Origin of the sequence: Caulobacter sp. Root343 (assembly GCF_001425745.1) — a bacterium.
In the GTDB taxonomy this organism is placed as follows: domain Bacteria; phylum Pseudomonadota; class Alphaproteobacteria; order Caulobacterales; family Caulobacteraceae; genus Caulobacter.
In genome coordinates this window covers 16223-31497 of sequence record NZ_LMDF01000010.1, presented here as the reverse complement: position 1 = coordinate 31497, position 15275 = coordinate 16223, and the positions used below count along the sequence as shown (strand labels likewise).

Below are 15275 nucleotides of genomic sequence, written 5' to 3'. Positions count from 1 at the left end.
GGGAGGGGCGATGGTCGGCGACTTGATTTCGGACGAGGGGGAGCGTACCCCTAACCCGTCGTTGGTGACAAGGGCGCAGTTATGCATTGCGAGCAATGCCTGCGGCCGACGTCATCAGGATGACGCCGACAGCCAAGGGGCCAGCCCCTTAGCGATCCCCGCGCCGAGGCGCGATCAAGACCAGGAGAGGCGGTGGCGCAGTTCCGGCTCGAGGTGCAGGCGATCAAGCGCGCGGACGGCCGATCGGCCGTGGCCGCCGCGGCCTATCGCGCCGCGACCAGCCTGCACGACAAGCGCCTGGAGATGACCTTCGACTACACCGCCAAGGGCGGGGTGGCGTTCTGCGGGATCGTGGCGCCCGAGACCGCGCCGGCGGCCTTCGGCGACCGCGAAACCTTGTGGAACGCCGCCGAGGCGGCGGACAAGCGGGCGGACTCGCGCACCGCCCGCGAAGTATTGATCTCCCTGCCGCACGAGCTTTCCGACGACCAGCGCCATGCCCTGGTTCGCGCCTTCGTCCAGGACAGCCTGGTGGCGCGCGGCATGATCGCCGATTACGCCATTCACGACCCCGACGCCCATGGCGACAAGCGCAATCACCACGCCCACATCCTGATCACCACCCGGCGCGTGACCCCCGAGGGATTCGCGCTGAAGGGCCGCGAGTGGGACAATCCCGACGCGGTCAAGGCGCTGCGGCTGGAATGGTGCGAAATCCAGAACCAGCATCTTCGCCAGCACCTGGGTCCCGAGGCACCTCAACTCACGCACCACAGCCTGGCCGACCAGGGCGAAGAGCGCGAGCCGACCATCCATCTGGGGCCCTCGGCCTCGGGCATGGAGCGACGCGGCGAGGCCTCCGACCGCGGCGACATCAACCGCCGGGTCCGCGAGCGCAACCAGGCCCGCAAGGACGGGCCGGTCAAGCTGCGCGACCTGGAGGATCGCATGGCCGCGGGCCTGGAACGGGGCCCCTATCCGATCGGCGCGGTGATCCGCGAATTCGAGACGATCCACGCCACCATGGTCGCAGAGCGCGACGGCTGGGCGCGTGATCTGGTCCGCCTGCAGCGACCGGCCGCTCCCCGGGCCAGCGACATCGTCCGCGAAGTCCTGGCCGAATCCGGCGCGGCGCGGGCGCTGGCCAAGGGACGCCTGCTGGCCACCGAACGGCGCGTCGCCCGCGGACGGGCCAAGCGCGCCGGCCTGGTGTGCTGGGTGCGCAACCCGGCCCGGATGATCTGGGCGGCCCATGCCGAACTCAACGCCCTGGCCCGCGCGAAGCAGGCCGCGCGCCTGGCGGAGATCCGCTATGCGGTGCGGCGCGACTGGCTGCGCGGTCCCGAGGGGAGGGCCTTCCTGGCCGCCCGGCTGGATCCGGAAAAGCAGGCTGTCGAAGCCGCTCGCCGCGAAGGACGGATCCTGGAGCGCAAGATCAAGCGAGCCGACAAGCGCATCGAGGCGGTGGCCCGCACCCGCACGCGGTTGATGGTCGCCCGGGGGCTGGGCGAGGAGACCCTGGTGGCGCCCTCGCAGATGGGTCTCGGTGTCGGCCAGGCCGTTCGCGAGGTCGACCGGCGCGTGGTCGAAGCGATCTCGCGCCACCCCGCGGCCGCCCAGCAAAAGAGCCTGGACAAGGTGCTGGGCCTGGTCAGCGGCAAGGGCCTGCTGCCCGGGCGCGAGCGCTCTGGCCCCGACCGCTAGGCCTCACCCCCAGTCTTCGCCGAAATCGTCTTTCAGGGCCTCCAGGGCGGGGGGCAGACTCTGGCCGCTGCTGGTCAGGCCCAGATAGGTCGCCGCGCGGGTCGCGCCGACATAGAGGTATTTGTCGAAGAGGTCCGGGTGGGCGCGGGCCAGGTCGTCGACGCCGACGAAGAACACCGCCTCGAACTCCAGGCCCACGAGGATCGCGCGATGGGGCGCTGATCACGCGGGCGCCCCCTAGAATTGACGGATTGAAACCCTCGTCCGCGCTTGCTCGACTACCGTCCCGGGGGCTTGGAGGCGGTGATGGCCAAGGGGCCCAAGGCGCTGGCGATCCTGATCCTCGGCCTGGCCGGCATGGTGGTGGGAACCTGGGCGGCCGGGCAGTCGGCTGCACAGCAGTTCGGCTATCCCGCCGCGTTCGGCAGGGGCTTGGCGGAGGTCGGCGCCGTCCGGCTCTACGCACCCTGGGCCTTCCTGGCCTGGTACGGCCGCTGGGCCGGGACCTATCCGCAGATCTTCGACCAGGCCGTCCTGACCGGGTTGGCGGTGTTCCTGTGGCCGCTGTTGGTGGTCATCGGGTTGACGCGGCGGTTCGTGGCGAGACCGCGTCCGTTCGGCAAGGCCGCCTGGGGTGATCTTTCGGACGCGCGGCGGGCGGGCCTGGTCGCCGGATCCAGGCTGCGGGGTCGGGTGCTGGGCCGGCTAAAGGGCCATCTGCTGACGATCACGATGCTGGTCCATTGCGTGATTGTGGGCGCCTCGCGCTCGGGCAAGGGCGCGGGGCACGTGGTGCCATCGTTGACCGCCTGGGGTGAGAGCAGCTTCACCTACGACCGCAAGGGCGAGCTGTGGCACATCACCGCCGACCATCGCCGCACCTTCTCTCATACCTTCTATTTCGCCCCGACCGATCCCAACACCGCGCGGTGGAACCCGTTGTTCGAGGTGCGCATGGGGGCCATGGAGATCGCCGACATCCAGAACATCGTCGGCATCCTGGTCGATCCGATCGGGTTGAAGGGCGGCAATCTGGACTTCTTCGACCAGAGCGCGGCCAACTTCTTCACCGGGGTGATCCTGCACTGCCTCTACGCCGAGCCCGACGAGCAGAAGACCCTGGCCCATGTTCGCCGGCTTTTGATCGACATCGAGGCCACGCTCGACGCGATGCTGGCCACCCAGCACCGCTGGCGGCCCGATCCGGCGACCCCCGACGGCTTGGCGCGTGGCGACGACGGCGAGCCCATCGCCGAGATCCATCCGGAGGTCTGGCTTGGCGCGACGGCCTTCCGGTCGATGGAGCCGCGCGTCCGCTCTAGTGTCCTGGCCACGGCCCAGAAGTCCTTGGCCCTGTGGGCGGACCCGTTGGTCTGCCACGCCACCAGCGCCTCGGACTTCTGCATCGGCGACCTGGTATGCTCGCCGTCGCCGGTCAGCCTCTATCTGATCACCCCACAAGCCCACGCCGACCGGCTGGCCTTCATGGTCCGGGTGATGCTGCGCCAGAGTCTCAACAGCCTGATGGAGACGGTGGACGCCGACAGTCGCGGGCGGGCCAAGCGTCACAAGCTGCTTATGATGCTGGACGAGTTCCCCAAGCTTGGCCCGCTGCCGTTCTTGGAGAACGCCCTGGGGGAGATGGCGGGCTACGGCATCGTCGCCCACCTGATCTGCCAGTCCTTCAACGACGTTTTCAAGTACTACGGCGTCCACACCTCGATCTTCGACAACTGCCATGTCACCGCCGCTTTCGCGACGTCCGAGCCGACCAGCATCGAGCGGGTGGTCAGGCGGGCGGGGCGGGCCCTAGAGATGCGCGAGAGCTTCAGCGACCCGCGGCTGGCGTTCGGCAAGGGCCACCGCAGCCGAAACCAGGCCGAGGTCGAGCGCTACATCCTGGCCGAACAGGACGTCCGGGGTTTGCCGGCGGACCAACAGTTCCTGTTCGTCAACAACGCCAAGCCGTTCGTGACCGAGAAGATCCGCTATTACGAAGTTCCGGCGATCGCGGCGGTGACCCGCAACTTCTTCGTCGGGGAACGGGCGCTCTTCGTCCAGACCCCCGAGACGCTCGACACCCCCGGCCCGCCGCCCAACGACTGGCTGGGCGTGCGCGCGGCAAGGCCGTCGGGCCCGCCCCTCCAGGCCGCCCCGTCGCGGACGGCGACGACGCCTGCCGGCCCGCCGCCGGCGATCCTCAGCGTCGCCGACCTGACCTTCGATTTCGAGGACTGACCATGAGTGCTCACTCTCCCGAGACCCAGGCGCGCAAGGCCGAGGCGCTGGCCCACGCCCTGGGCGCGACGATCGCCCAGGCCCTGGCCGCGGCCGACGTCGTGGACGTAATGGTCAATGCCGACGGCGCGATCTGGATTGAGCGGGTCGGTTCGGGGCGGGCGCGGAGCGCGCAGACGCTGTCGCGGGCCGACGCTGAACGGGTGCTGCGGCTGGTCGCCGACCTCGCCGGCGAGGTGGTCAATCACGACAACCCCCTGCCCAGCGCCACCTTGCCGGGCGGTGAGCGCATCCAGGGCGTCTATTCGCCGGTCTCCACCGGTCCCGGCTTCGTTATCCGCAAGCGACCCGACAAGATCTTCACGCTGGACGACTATGTGACCCAGGGGGTGATGAGTGTTCAGCAGGCGCGGGTCCTGGAAGTGGCGGCCGAGGCCCGCGAGAACATCCTGATCGCGGGCGGCACGGGCACGGGCAAGACGACCCTGGCCAACGCCATCCTGGCCCTGCCCGCCTTCGCCCAGGACCGTGTCATCCTGATCGAGGACACCGGCGAGCTGCAATGCGCCGCGCCTGACCAGTTGGCCCTCCAGACGCGTCGGGCCGAGCCGGTGATCAGCATGGCTGATCTGGTGCGCACCTCGCTACGGCTGCGCCCGGACCGGATCATCATCGGCGAGGTGCGCGACGGCAGTGCGCTGGACCTGCTCAAGGCCTGGAACACCGGCCATCCGGGCGGCCTGGCCACCCTGCACGCCAACAGCGCCGCCGAGGCCCTCGACCGCCTGGAGGACCTGATCGGCGAAGTCAGTCACACGGTGCCCCACCGGGCGATCGGTCAGGCCATTGGGCTGATCGCCTATCTGCGGCGCGCGCCGGGCGGCCGGCGGCTGGAGAGCCTGATGCGGGTGGAGGGCTGGAGCGCGGGCGAAGGCTACCGACTGCGAGAGGCCTGAGGCTCAGTCCTGGGCGAACAGCAGTCCGATCATCGCCTCGAGCCGGCCGGTGAGCGCCTGGCCATCGACCTCGGGACGCCGCACGGCCAGGGTCTGCAGACCGTCGAACATCAGGCCGACCATTTCCAGGCGCGCCTGGAACGCCTCGTCGCTCCACTCGGGACGCCGCAGGCGGGCCATCAGTTGCGCCGATAGGGCCGTCTCCCGGGCGTCGGCCTCGCGCACGGTCTCGGCGACGGCGGGGTTGCGGGCCGCCTCGGCAAGGATCTCCAGGCGCAGGGCCGTGCGTCCAGGCTCCAGGCAGCGGTCGATCTCCTCGGGGAGGTGGGCGGTGATCGTGTCCAGCAGTGGGCCGGGTGAGCGATCGATCCGTGACAGCGCCTCACGAGTCGAGGCCGCCTCGCGGGCGACCAAGGCGGCGATGATCTCTTCCTTGTTCTCGAAGTAGCGGTAGATCTGGCCCACGCTCAGGCCTGCGGCCTTTGCAATCTGCGCCATGCTGGCGGCGTGGAAGCCGGCGGTGCGGGCGCACTCGACGGCGGCGGTAAGGACTTGGTCGCGCCGCGCCTGGACCTTGCTCGCCCGCTCGTCAGGAACGCCGTTTGCTGGATCGGGACGCCGGAGCGGCGAGGCGTTCATGGGCGGACCTGATGGCGAAAGCGAAAGGCCTGAGGCGGGGCCACGGCACGCGTCAACCTAAAAGAACGGTACTGTACGATTGTCGTGGATCCATGGATGGCCGTACGACGCCGACAGTTCAGTGGTGCGAGACAGCCCAGAGCCGGACTAGGACGAGAGCCGGGGCGAGCAGGGCGGCGGCCACGGTGGCGGCGGCGCAGAAGCACTCGCTCCAATGCGGCCAGGCCTTGCAACTGGACAGCCAGCCTTGCGCCGGCCGGTTCGGCAGAACCTGCGTCATGATCTGGGCCTCCCTGGGCGCATACTTCGACATGCTTGCCCGTGAAGCTGTTAGATGCGTAGCAAATCGTCAAGAAAAATCCGCAAAAGAGGCGTTCGGGCTCTAGTGTTTCTCCGAGTTCGTGACGTTGCGCCCGCTCCAATAGGCGCGCATTCGGGCGCCCGGGTCGGTGGCTTGGCGGTAGAAATCCAGGATCGCCGACTAGCCGACGATCGGCGACGCCCCGACCGGGTCCTCGATGACGGCGTCCACTGCGAACAGGGCCGCGATCGCCGCTACGTCGCCGCCCGCGAAGGCGGCGAGATAGGCTTCGACGGCGACGACCTTGGCCTCGTCGGCCACGCGCGGTCAGGTCGCCGGCAGGCGCGGGGTCCGCACCCCGGCCAGGTCGCAGGCGTGCTCGAGCAAGGCCGAATAGTCTTTGCCCGCTAGGGCTCCGGCGCGGGCCGCCCCGAAGACGGCGTGGGCGGCCGCGCCGACCGGTAGGCCGATGCGCTGGTCGGCCGCGGCGTTCATCGCCAGGCTCATGTCCTTGAAGGCCAGATCGATGGTGAAGCCCGGCGCGGTGTCGCCCGTCAGGACCTTGGTGGCGAAGGCGATCTGGAATTGACCGTTGTTGGCCGTGGTGGCGCCGGTAACGGCCTTCATGATCTCAATGTCCAGGCCAAGCTTGGTTCCCAGGGCCACGGACTCGGCGACGATCTGGGCGGTCGATAGCAGCATGAAGTTGTTGATCAGCTTCATGCGCGATCCAGACCCGGGAGGACCGCAACGATGGATCGCCGTTCCCATGGCGTTGAGCAGCGGCTCGACACGCGCGAAGACGGCGTCGTCGGCTCCGACCATGAACAGAGATTCCCCGCGCTCGGCATGGGAGACCAGCCGGCCGACCGGGCAGTCGGTGAAGCCGTTGCCGCGCTCGGCGCAGGCGACGGCCACCTTGTCGGTGGCCTTGGCGTCGATCGTGCTCATGTCCATTAGCACCGCGCCGGCCTCGATGTGGGCCAGGACGCCGTCGGGGCCCAGAACCACGCTCTCGACGTGGGCGGTGGCCGGAAGCATGGTCACCACCAGGGTGGCGCCGGCGACGGCTTGGGCGATGGAGTCGACGGCGACGGCGCCCAGGGCGGCGAGCTTGGCGGCCTTGGCCGGGTCGATGTCGTACGCGCGCAGTGAAAAGCCCTTGCGGGCGAGGTTGGAGGCCATGGGCAGACCCATGGCCCCCAGGCCGATGAAGGCGATCACTTCGGACATGTTCCCTCTCCCAGAGTCTTAGGCCACGCCGTGTCGGACGTAGGTGGTTTTCATTTCAGTGAAGAAGTCGGCCGCGGCCGAGCCCTGCTCGCGGCCGCCATATCCGGACGGGGCGCGACCGCCGAACGGGACGTGGTATTCCACGCCTGCGGTCGGCGTGTTGACCATCACCATCCCGGCCGGCGAGGCGCGGCGGAAACGTTCGACCGCCGACAGGTTTTGGGTGCAGATCCCGGACGACAGCGCCAACTCGCAGTCGCGCGCGACGGCGATGGCCTCGTCCAAGTCCTCGACGGCGATCACCCCGGCGACCGGCCCGAAGACCTCGTGGCGGTTGAGCGGCTGGTCGTTGCGCGAGCCGACGAAGAGCGCGGGAGACAGATAGCGACCCCGGTGGGCCAGGTGGAGAACCTCGCCGCCCGCGACCAACTCGGCGCCGTCGGCCTTGGCGCCGGCGATGAAGTCGAGGTTCTTGGCCATCTGGGCGTCTGTGGCCACGGGGCCGATCTCAGTCGCCGCGTCCAGGGCGTGGCCGACGCGCAAGGCCGCGGTCTTGCGCGCCAGGGCCTGGACGAACGCATCGTGGATCTTGCGGGTGACGATCAGTCGACTGCTGCCGGTGCAGCGCTGGCCGGTCTGACCGAATGTGCCGTGCAGAGCGACCTCAACCGCCAGGTCCAGGTCGGCGTCGTCAAGCACGACCAGCGGATTCTTGCCGCCGAGCTCCAACTGCACCTTGGTCATGGTCGCGGCGGCCTGGACGAGTATGGCCTGGCCGGTCGGTGTCGCGCCGGTGAAGCTGACGGCGTCGGCGCCGCCGATCAGGGCCGGACCCAACTGGCGGCCATCGCCGTGGACAAGATTGAGCACGCCTGCCGGCAGGCCGGCGTTGCTGAGGATCTCGACCAGGCGCACCGCGCAGCCTGGCGCGAATTCTGATGGCTTGAGCACGCAGGTGTTGCCATAGGCCAGGGCCGCGGCGACCTTCCAGGCCGGGATGGCGATGGGGAAGTTCCACGGCGTGATCAGAGCGCAGACGCCGACCGGCTCGTGATCGACGCGGACGTCATGGCCATCGCGCAGGCTGGGCAGAACCTGGCCGGGATGGCGCACCACCTCGCCGGCGAAATAGTGAAACACCTGGGCGGCGCGCACCGTCTCGCCGATCGCCTCGCGCAGGACCTTGCCTTCCTCGCGCGCCAGCAGCGCGCCGATCTCCTCGGCCTGGGCGAGCAGGGCGTCGCCGGCCTTACGCAGGATGTCGAAGCGAGCCTGGGTGTTGAAGCCGCGCCAGGCGGGCAGGGCGGCGCGAGCCGCGCCGATGGCGGCCTCGGCGTCCCGCGCCGACGCCGCGCCATAGACCGCGACCGTTTCGTCCAGGTCGGAAGGATTGCGGGTTTCGAAGGTCTCGCTCGCGCTGATCCAGCGCCCGTCGATAAAGGCTGCGTTCATGGCCGATGTTCCTCCGCGATGACCCCGGCGACGATCAGGTCGTCAAGCGCCTGGGCTGACAGGCCAAGCTGGTCCTCCAGCACCGAGCGGGTGTCCTCGCCGACCCGCGGCGGCGCCAGGCGATAGGTGGCCGGGCTCTTGGAAAGCTTGGCAGGGAAACCGATGACGTCGACGGCCTGGCCGTCGCTGCGCTGCAGGCGCTGGACGACCTGTCGCGCGCGCGCCTGCGGGTCGGCGAGGGCCTGGGGCACGCTGTTGACCGGCCCGCCGGGCAGGCCGGCCGCGTCCATGACAGCCAAGAGGTCGGCAGAGCGCCAGGTGACGAAGGCGGGACGCAAACGCGCCTGCAGATCGGCGCGATGGACGCTGCGGCCGGCGTTGTCCACGAAGCGTGGATCGGCCGCCAGGTCCTCCAGGCCGACGAGCGCACAGAGGGCGCGGAACTGTCGGTCGTTGCCCAGGGCCACCAGCACGCGGCCGTCGGCGGTCTGGAAGTCCTGGTAGGGCACGACGTTGGGATGCTCGTTGCCCAGGCGGCGCGGTTCGACCCCGCCATTGAGATAGTTGGAGGCCTGATTGACCAGGACGGCCAACTGGCTGTCGAACAGGGCGCAGTCGATGTGCTGGCCCTGGCCGGTGCGGTGGCGATGATTGAGGGCGGCGAGGATCGAGATGGCGGCGTACAGGCCGGTGAAGAGATCTGATACCGGCACGCCCACCTTGGTCGGGGCGCCGCCCTCTTGGTCGGGGAAGCCGGTCAGGCTCATCAGCCCGCTCAGGCCCTGGATCAGGAAGTCGTAGCCGCCGCGATCGCGGTAGGGGCCGTCCTGGCCAAAGCCGGTGATCGAGCAGTAGATCAGGCCGGGGTTTTCCGCGCTCAGGCTGGCGTAGTCCAGGCCGTAGCGGGCCAGGGCCCCGACCTTGAAGTTCTCCACGACGATGTCGCTCTGGGCGGCCAGCCGCCGGATCAGGTCCGCGCCCTCGGGCTTGGCTAGATCCACCGCGATCGAGCGCTTGTTGCGGTTGCAGGCCAGGTAGTAGGCCGAGTCCTTTGAGCCGTCGGGCAGGAAGGGCGGGCCCCAGCGACGGGTGTCGTCGCCCTGGCCCGGTTGTTCGACCTTGATGATGTCCGCGCCCAGGTCCCCCAGCGCCTGGGAGGCCCATGGGCCGGCCAGGACCCGCGACAGGTCCAGAACCTTGAGGCCGGCGAGGGGACCGGAGGGCGCGGGGCTCATTTGGCGCGCTGGTTGAAGCGCCGGCCGACCAGGGCCGAGGCGATGTTGACCTTCTGGATGTCGATGGAGCCGCCAGCGATGCCCCAGCCCCAGGCGTCGCGGAAGCGCTGCTCGGCCGGGTACTCCTTGGAGTAGCCGTAGCCGCCCATCAGCTGCATGGCCTTGCCAGTGACGTCGCGCACCATCTCGTTGGCGAAGCACTTGGCCATGGAACTGTCGAGGACGGTGGGGAAGCCGCCGCCGATGCCGGCCACGGCGCGGTGGATCAGCAGGCGCGAGGCCTCCACCTGCATGGCCATCTCGGCCAGCTTGATCTGCACGGCCTGGAAATCGACCAGGGGCTTTCCGAAGGCCTGGCGTTCCTGGACGTAGTCGACGGTGTCCTCGACGGCCGCCGCGGCGATGGCCATCGACATGGTGGCGTTGCCGCAGCGCTCCAGGCAGAAGGCGCCCATCAGGTCGCCGAAACCGCCGGCCGGGGCGACCAGGTGCTCGATCGGCGCCTCGACGTCCTCCAGGATGATGTCGGCGCTATAGACGCCGCGGAAGCCCATCAGCATCTCGCGCGAACCGAACGAGAGACCCGGGGTGTCCTTGTCGATGTAGACGGCGCCGATGCCCTTGGCGCCGGGCGCGTCGCTCAGCTTGCAGTAGACGAGGTAGCCGTCCGAGTATCCGCCGCCGCTCGACCAGCGTTTGACGCCGTTGAGCACGATCTTGTCGCCGCGGATCTCGCCCCGGGTGGTCAGATCGGTCAGGGCCGTGCCGGCGTCAGGTTCGGACATGGCGATGGCGATCACGTGTTCGCCGCGACAGACGGCCGGCAGAATGCGCGCCTTCAGGGTCTCGTGCCCCAGGTGCTCGATCGCCTTGACCGGACCAACGCAGCTTTCAAAGATCGGGAAGGCCATGCCCGAATGGATCTTGGCGAACTCTTCCAGGACCAGCAGGGCTTCGAGGGCGCCCAGACCCATGCCGCCGTACTCGGCGGAGATGTTGACGCCCATGAAGCCCAGTTCGCCGAGGCGCTTTTTCCAGTCCTTGGACAAGGGCTCGTTGCTGGCTTCGATCTGGCGGCCCACGGCCGTCATTTCATTGCGGGCAAACTCGCGCGCGGCGTCGCGCAATGCAGCCTGATCGGCCGTCAGGTGAAAATCCATGCGGCGCCCTCCCTGGGGGTTCGTAAGTTTGTGACTTGGTACTCACAAACTTACGGGCGCGCTATGGCAAATCGACGATTCGCGTTTCTGACTGCGTAATCGAGTCCGCAAAACCGAAATGAACGGGCGTATCTAGGCTGACTTTGCGGCCTTTTCGGCCTGTGGTGGGGGCGCATAGCAGCGCTCCAGGGCCGCTTCGGTCAGGCCCAAGCCGCGACCGGCGAACCAGACAAGTTGGCGCAGGAGATCGGCGTCCTCGCCGGCATAGGCGATGATCGGCTTGTCGGGGCCGCGCGACAACACCAGCATCGAACCGATATGTTCCAGAAAAGCGATGAGGTTCTCGGGCGCGATCGACTGACCTTGCAGATCGCCGCGCTCGCGCGCGCGCTCCAGCGCCGTCTTCAGGGTCTTGAGGCTCAGGCGGATGGCGCGTTTGTAGGTCAGGCGGGCGTGATCGCCATCGCCGGCCAGGCTGGTGAACAGAATCCGGATGCCCTGGGCGTTGGGCGCGCTGGAACCCAGCAGGCAAGTCTGAAAGTAGGCCGTCAGCATGGCCACCAGGCCCTCGGTATCGGGCGTAGCCAGGCCGATCGCCTTGAACGAGGCGTCTTGCTCTTCGATCAGGGTGCGCAGCACCGCCTTGTAGAGTCCGCGCTTTGAGCTGAAGTGGGCGAAGATCAGGGCGTCGGAGACCTTGGCCGCGGCGGCCACCAACTGAGTGGGCGCGCTTGGGCCATGCTCGGCGAACACCTTGATCGCCGCCTGGAGGATTAGCGCGCGGCGGTCCGCGCCCTTGAGGCGTTTGACGGTCATGGCCTGCACTTAGCGGGTTTCTGAGCCGTCACAAAGCGGTTCGGCGTCGCCGGGGCCGTCACACCGCTGGCCAAGCACCGTCCGGATCCAGGGATCGTTGTGACTTTACGTTGCGCGTGCGCGCAACGTCTACGCAAGCAGCCGACCATGACCTTGATCTCCAACCCGATTGCGCATGGCGAGCGCCTTGATCGTCGGGCCTCTTCGGGTGTAAGTGACTTCTCACAAATAAATCAATACGGAGGAAACCAGGATGTCTAACGACCTGGCGAATACGCTGCGGCCGGTGTCCGAGCCCGTCGTGCTGGATGGCGTCTACAGTGACGATCAACATCGTCGTCTCCTGGAGACGGTGCGCCGCGAGGGGCCCTGGCCGCTGATCCTGGCCCAGACCTTCAAGTCGCCCGAAGAGGTCATCGCCACGATGTCGGGCATGCTGCCCCCGGGCGTCACCCCGACCATGGACATGTTCCTGACGCCGTGCTTCCGGGGCTTTCTGGCCCAGGGCGGAGCCTGCCTCTACGACGGGCTCGAGGACACCTTCCACAATGTCGGCTTCCTGCAGAAGGCCAAGGCCTACTGGAACGCGCAGTACGCGACCCCGACCATGATGCTGTTCAACATCCAGGGGCCGTGCGGCAGCCAGGACCCAGGTCATCTGGACGGGGTCTCGTTCCGGGGTCTGACCTATCAGAACACGCCGGTCTGGCTGCTCAACATGATGGGCAAGTCTGGCCTGTTCAAACCCTGGCTCAAGAAGATGGCCCAAGTCATCACCTGGTATTACGACAATCCCCAGGGCGGCGGCTTCACCTACTGGCCGGACGGTCCGTTGGGACAGCCCAAGCGCCTGGCCACGCCGATGTGGAACCGCGGCGTCGTGGTCCAGAACGAGATGATGTATCACCGCGGCGAGCCCAACGGCCCGGCCGAGCAACGGCACCCCCAGGGTCTGGCGCTGCACTCGCTATTCGGCGCGGACCCGGAGGTCGAGGACGGCTGGCGGATCACGACCGACGGCGCGGAGATCCAGAAGGTGGCCGCCTCGGAGATGCGCTTCCTGGTGCATTGGAACGCCGAGGTCTTCGCCGACATGGCCGAGCTGAAGGCGGTGATGGATCACACCGATGATCTGACGGTCGAGCGGGTGGTCGACACCTTCCTGAAGGATCTGCGGAGCCGGGGCGTCGAAGTCGCCACCCCAAGCGATCCACTGCGCGACCTGACGTTCATCCAGACCCTGACGGCGAACTATGACATCGGCACGCCGCGGATTTATCCGGCCGAGGCGCCGGGCCCGCACCAACTGGCGGCCTGAAAAAAGGCGGCGCGGTCATCGTCGACCGCGCCGCCTGTTTTTAAGAGCCGGCGCTGCGCGCCGACTTTAGGGGTCTAATGGAACAGGCCCGGGCCAAATTGGGTCAGGCAGCGGATGGCCAGATAGCCCAGCGCGCCCCAGGCGACCGCACCGGTGGCGAAGATCAGGATCATGCTGGCTAGGCTCGTATCGTCGCCCTTGAGGGCCCGCCGCACGCCTTGTTGATTGACGATTTGCATGTTGTTTCCTCCGTTATGTTGCGCAATCTGGCGAGCGCTAACCGGTTGATGGTCCCACTTGCGCACTCAAAGTCAAATTAAATTGCGCGAACTGGCGAAAGGGTCGCGACGGGGCGGAGTTGCTGGGGTTGTCTCGCGGCAATGGTTCGCACTGACCCAGGATTTCCGCTTGTGAGTTATGAAATGCGTAGAATAGGCTTACAAAAAAAGCGCAAAGCGCTAAACGGGGAGTGAGGCGTATGGAATCCCGTGCAGTTGAAGACTGTGATGTGCTGGTCGTCGGCAGTGGCGCGGGCGCGCTGACCGCCGCCGCGCGCGCGCACGATCAAGGCTTTTCGGTCTCGATCATCGAAAAGGCGCCCCTTTGGGGCGGCACCTCGGCCATTTCCGGCGGCGCATTGTGGGTCGCCAACAGTGGCCGGCTCGGTGATTGCGACAGCCGTGAAAAGGCGCTGGCCTATCTTCGAGCCTGCACCGAGGGGGAGGTGCCCGAGGCGCGGTTGGAGGCCTATGTCGACCAGGCGCCCCTGGCCTTGGACTATCTCGAGAAGATCGGCGTGCGGCTGGAAGCCAATCCGGAATATCCGGACTACCGCCAGGACCTGCCCGGGGCGCTGCCGGCCGGCCGGACCATAGATCCTCAGCCCTATGACGGGGCCAAGCTGGGCGAGCACTTCTTCACGCTGCGCGACCAACTGTCCTTCATGAAGGTGCTGGGCCGTATCTCGCTTTCCAACACCGAGGGGCGGGCGTTGTCCAAGCGCCGCAAGGGCTGGATGACGCTGCTGATGCGGATGATGGCGGAGTACTGGCTCGACTTTGGCTGGCGCGCCAAGACCACGCGCGGCCGTCGCCTGACCATGGGCCTGTCGCTGGTCGCCCCGCTGGGCCAGGCGGTGTTCGATCGCAAGATCCCACTGCATCTAGGCGTGCGTCTGCTATCGCTGACCAAGCACCCCGACGGCGGCTTCGTGGCCACGGTGAGCCGCGGTGACATCCAGGTCGAAGTGCGCGCGCGCAAAGGCGTGGTCCTGGGCGCTGGCGGTTTCGAGCACAACGCCGAGCTTCGGGCGCTTCATCTGGCGCCCGGCGCGACAACAGATCACAGCCCCACCCCTAAAGGTCAAAATGTCGGCGACGGGCTGAAGGCCGGCGAGGCGATTGGCGCGGCGACCGAGGCGATGGGCAACGCCTGGTGGGCGCCGGCGATGTATGGTCCGATGGGCGACGACCCCGACGCGGTCTATGTCCTGTTCATGGAGAGGGCCTTCCCTGGCGGCGTCGTGCTCAACGCCCATGGCCGCCGGTTCGGCAACGAGGCCCAGTCCTACAACGACTTCGGCGCGCTGATGATCGACCAAGCCAAGGTCACCGGCACGTCGGACTGCTGGCTCTTCTTCGACGCGGGCTTCCGCAAGCGCTACATGGTCGGACCGATGATGGCCGGGGCGCTGACCCCCGATCACAAGCTGCCCGCCGACTGGCTGGGAAAGGTCTATCACCGCGCCGACAGCCTGGCGGCCCTGGCCTCGCAGATCGGTCTGGATCCAGGCGCGGTGGAGAGCTCGATCGCCCGGTTCAACGAGCAGGCGGACAAGGGCGTGGATGCCGACTTTGGTCGCGGCGGCGACACCTATGACCACTATTTTGGCGACGAGACCTTCCCCAATCCCAATCTCGCGCCGCTTCGCCAAAGCCCGTTTTACGCCGTGCGCATCGTGCTGGGGGATCTTGGCACCAAGGGCGGCCTCAAGGTCGATGTCAACGCCAACGTCCTGGACGTGAACGGCGCGCCCATCGACGGTCTCTACGCGATCGGCAACACGGCCAGCTCGATGATGGGCCGCTCCTATCCTGGCGCCGGCGGCACGCTGGGCCCGGCCGTCACCTTCGGTTTCGCTGCGGCCAATCATCTGGCCCGCGGCCGCAATACCCCGGCCCTGCCGGCCGCCCAGACCCTTGACGCCTAGGCGCGACCAGGAGA

At 67.9% G+C, this 15275-nt stretch carries 15 protein-coding genes; 5 read left to right on the top strand and 10 right to left on the bottom strand.

Translation table 11 applies throughout. The features are described from left to right. Positions 1–192 precede the first annotated feature (192 nt). Positions 193–1704 (top strand): MobQ family relaxase, encoded by a 1512-nt coding sequence (gene mobQ / locus ASC70_RS21025; protein ID WP_056054172.1) that lies wholly within the window; start codon positions 193–195, stop codon positions 1702–1704. Between the two features lie 3 nt (positions 1705–1707). On the opposite strand, the gene ASC70_RS21020 is transcribed toward mobQ, so the two are convergent. Continuing rightward, positions 1708–1902, bottom strand: coding sequence for an ATP-binding domain-containing protein (locus tag ASC70_RS21020; protein ID WP_056054169.1), 195 nt, complete (start codon positions 1900–1902; stop codon positions 1708–1710). Between the two features lie 108 nt (positions 1903–2010). On the opposite strand from ASC70_RS21020, the gene ASC70_RS21015 reads away from it, so the two are divergent. Together ASC70_RS21015 and trbB are read left to right on the top strand one after the other, a co-directional pair. Next, positions 2011–3942: a type IV secretory system conjugative DNA transfer family protein gene (locus ASC70_RS21015; protein WP_056054164.1), complete on the top strand. Its 1932-nt coding sequence runs from the start codon at positions 2011–2013 to the stop codon at positions 3940–3942. Positions 3943–3944: 2 nt separating this feature from the next. After that, positions 3945–4898 (top strand): P-type conjugative transfer ATPase TrbB, encoded by a 954-nt coding sequence (gene trbB / locus ASC70_RS21010; RefSeq protein WP_056054160.1) that lies wholly within the window; start codon positions 3945–3947, stop codon positions 4896–4898. A gap of 3 nt (positions 4899–4901) precedes the next feature. On the opposite strand, the gene ASC70_RS21005 is transcribed toward trbB, so the two are convergent. The 8 genes from ASC70_RS21005 to ASC70_RS20975 form a co-directional block, all read right to left on the bottom strand. Next, on the bottom strand, positions 4902–5537 hold the full coding sequence (locus tag ASC70_RS21005) for a TetR/AcrR family transcriptional regulator (RefSeq protein WP_082547425.1): 636 nt from the start codon (positions 5535–5537) through the stop codon (positions 4902–4904). Between the two features lie 118 nt (positions 5538–5655). Further along, positions 5656–5817, bottom strand: a complete 162-nt coding sequence (locus tag ASC70_RS21000; RefSeq protein WP_156396276.1) for a hypothetical protein — start codon at positions 5815–5817, stop codon at positions 5656–5658. A gap of 201 nt (positions 5818–6018) precedes the next feature. Then, entirely contained in the window at positions 6019–6159 is a 141-nt protein-coding gene (locus tag ASC70_RS24645) for a nuclear transport factor 2 family protein (RefSeq protein ID WP_082539945.1), read from the bottom strand. Between the two features lie 6 nt (positions 6160–6165). Further along, on the bottom strand, positions 6166–7071 hold the full coding sequence (locus tag ASC70_RS20995) for an NAD(P)-dependent oxidoreductase (RefSeq protein WP_056054155.1): 906 nt from the start codon (positions 7069–7071) through the stop codon (positions 6166–6168). An 18-nt stretch (positions 7072–7089) separates the two neighbouring features. Further along, on the bottom strand, positions 7090–8523 hold the full coding sequence (locus tag ASC70_RS20990; protein ID WP_056054151.1) for an aldehyde dehydrogenase family protein: 1434 nt from the start codon (positions 8521–8523) through the stop codon (positions 7090–7092). Next, positions 8520–9758 (bottom strand): CaiB/BaiF CoA-transferase family protein, encoded by a 1239-nt coding sequence (locus ASC70_RS20985; RefSeq protein ID WP_056054149.1) that lies wholly within the window; start codon positions 9756–9758, stop codon positions 8520–8522. The genes ASC70_RS20990 and ASC70_RS20985 overlap by 4 nt, the downstream gene beginning before the upstream one ends. Next, positions 9755–10918 carry an acyl-CoA dehydrogenase family protein gene (locus ASC70_RS20980; RefSeq protein ID WP_056054146.1) on the bottom strand — a complete coding sequence of 388 codons (1164 nt, stop codon included), beginning with the start codon at positions 10916–10918 and terminating at the stop codon, positions 9755–9757. The genes ASC70_RS20985 and ASC70_RS20980 overlap by 4 nt, the downstream gene beginning before the upstream one ends. A gap of 132 nt (positions 10919–11050) precedes the next feature. Next, positions 11051–11734 carry a TetR/AcrR family transcriptional regulator gene (locus ASC70_RS20975; RefSeq protein ID WP_056054144.1) on the bottom strand — a complete coding sequence of 228 codons (684 nt, stop codon included), beginning with the start codon at positions 11732–11734 and terminating at the stop codon, positions 11051–11053. 253 nt (positions 11735–11987) lie between these two features. Here ASC70_RS20975 and ASC70_RS20970 point away from each other — a divergent pair, with 253 nt between their 5' ends. Continuing rightward, the gene (locus tag ASC70_RS20970; RefSeq protein ID WP_200940391.1) at positions 11988–13052 is read left to right on the top strand and encodes a hypothetical protein; all 1065 of its coding nucleotides are present in this window, start codon (positions 11988–11990) and stop codon (positions 13050–13052) included. A gap of 74 nt (positions 13053–13126) precedes the next feature. Here ASC70_RS20970 and ASC70_RS25125 read toward each other — a convergent pair whose 3' ends face one another. Continuing rightward, complete coding sequence (locus ASC70_RS25125) at positions 13127–13291, bottom strand: hypothetical protein (RefSeq protein WP_156396275.1); 165 nt, start codon at positions 13289–13291, stop codon at positions 13127–13129. A gap of 239 nt (positions 13292–13530) precedes the next feature. Here ASC70_RS25125 and ASC70_RS20965 point away from each other — a divergent pair, with 239 nt between their 5' ends. Next, complete coding sequence (locus ASC70_RS20965) at positions 13531–15261, top strand: FAD-binding protein (RefSeq protein WP_082547424.1); 1731 nt, start codon at positions 13531–13533, stop codon at positions 15259–15261. Positions 15262–15275 lie beyond the last annotated feature (14 nt).

Bases quoted from the DNA above. Each gene is read 5' to 3' on its own strand.
- trbB (WP_056054160.1), top strand. From the start codon at position 3,945: ATGAGTGCTCACTCTCCCGAGACCCAGGCGCGCAAGGCCGAGGCGCTG.
- ASC70_RS21000 (WP_156396276.1), bottom strand. From the start codon at position 5,817: ATGACGCAGGTTCTGCCGAACCGGCCGGCGCAAGGCTGGCTGTCCAGT.
- ASC70_RS20965 (WP_082547424.1), top strand. From the start codon at position 13,531: ATGGAATCCCGTGCAGTTGAAGACTGTGATGTGCTGGTCGTCGGCAGT.
- ASC70_RS20995 (WP_056054155.1), bottom strand. From the start codon at position 7,071: ATGTCCGAAGTGATCGCCTTCATCGGCCTGGGGGCCATGGGTCTGCCC.
- ASC70_RS20975 (WP_056054144.1), bottom strand. From the start codon at position 11,734: ATGACCGTCAAACGCCTCAAGGGCGCGGACCGCCGCGCGCTAATCCTC.
- ASC70_RS21005 (WP_082547425.1), bottom strand. From the start codon at position 5,537: ATGAACGCCTCGCCGCTCCGGCGTCCCGATCCAGCAAACGGCGTTCCT.
- ASC70_RS20985 (WP_056054149.1), bottom strand. From the start codon at position 9,758: ATGAGCCCCGCGCCCTCCGGTCCCCTCGCCGGCCTCAAGGTTCTGGAC.
- ASC70_RS20980 (WP_056054146.1), bottom strand. From the start codon at position 10,918: ATGGATTTTCACCTGACGGCCGATCAGGCTGCATTGCGCGACGCCGCG.
- ASC70_RS21015 (WP_056054164.1), top strand. From the start codon at position 2,011: ATGGCCAAGGGGCCCAAGGCGCTGGCGATCCTGATCCTCGGCCTGGCC.
- ASC70_RS20990 (WP_056054151.1), bottom strand. From the start codon at position 8,523: ATGAACGCAGCCTTTATCGACGGGCGCTGGATCAGCGCGAGCGAGACC.
- ASC70_RS25125 (WP_156396275.1), bottom strand. From the start codon at position 13,291: ATGCAAATCGTCAATCAACAAGGCGTGCGGCGGGCCCTCAAGGGCGAC.
- ASC70_RS20970 (WP_200940391.1), top strand. From the start codon at position 11,988: ATGTCTAACGACCTGGCGAATACGCTGCGGCCGGTGTCCGAGCCCGTC.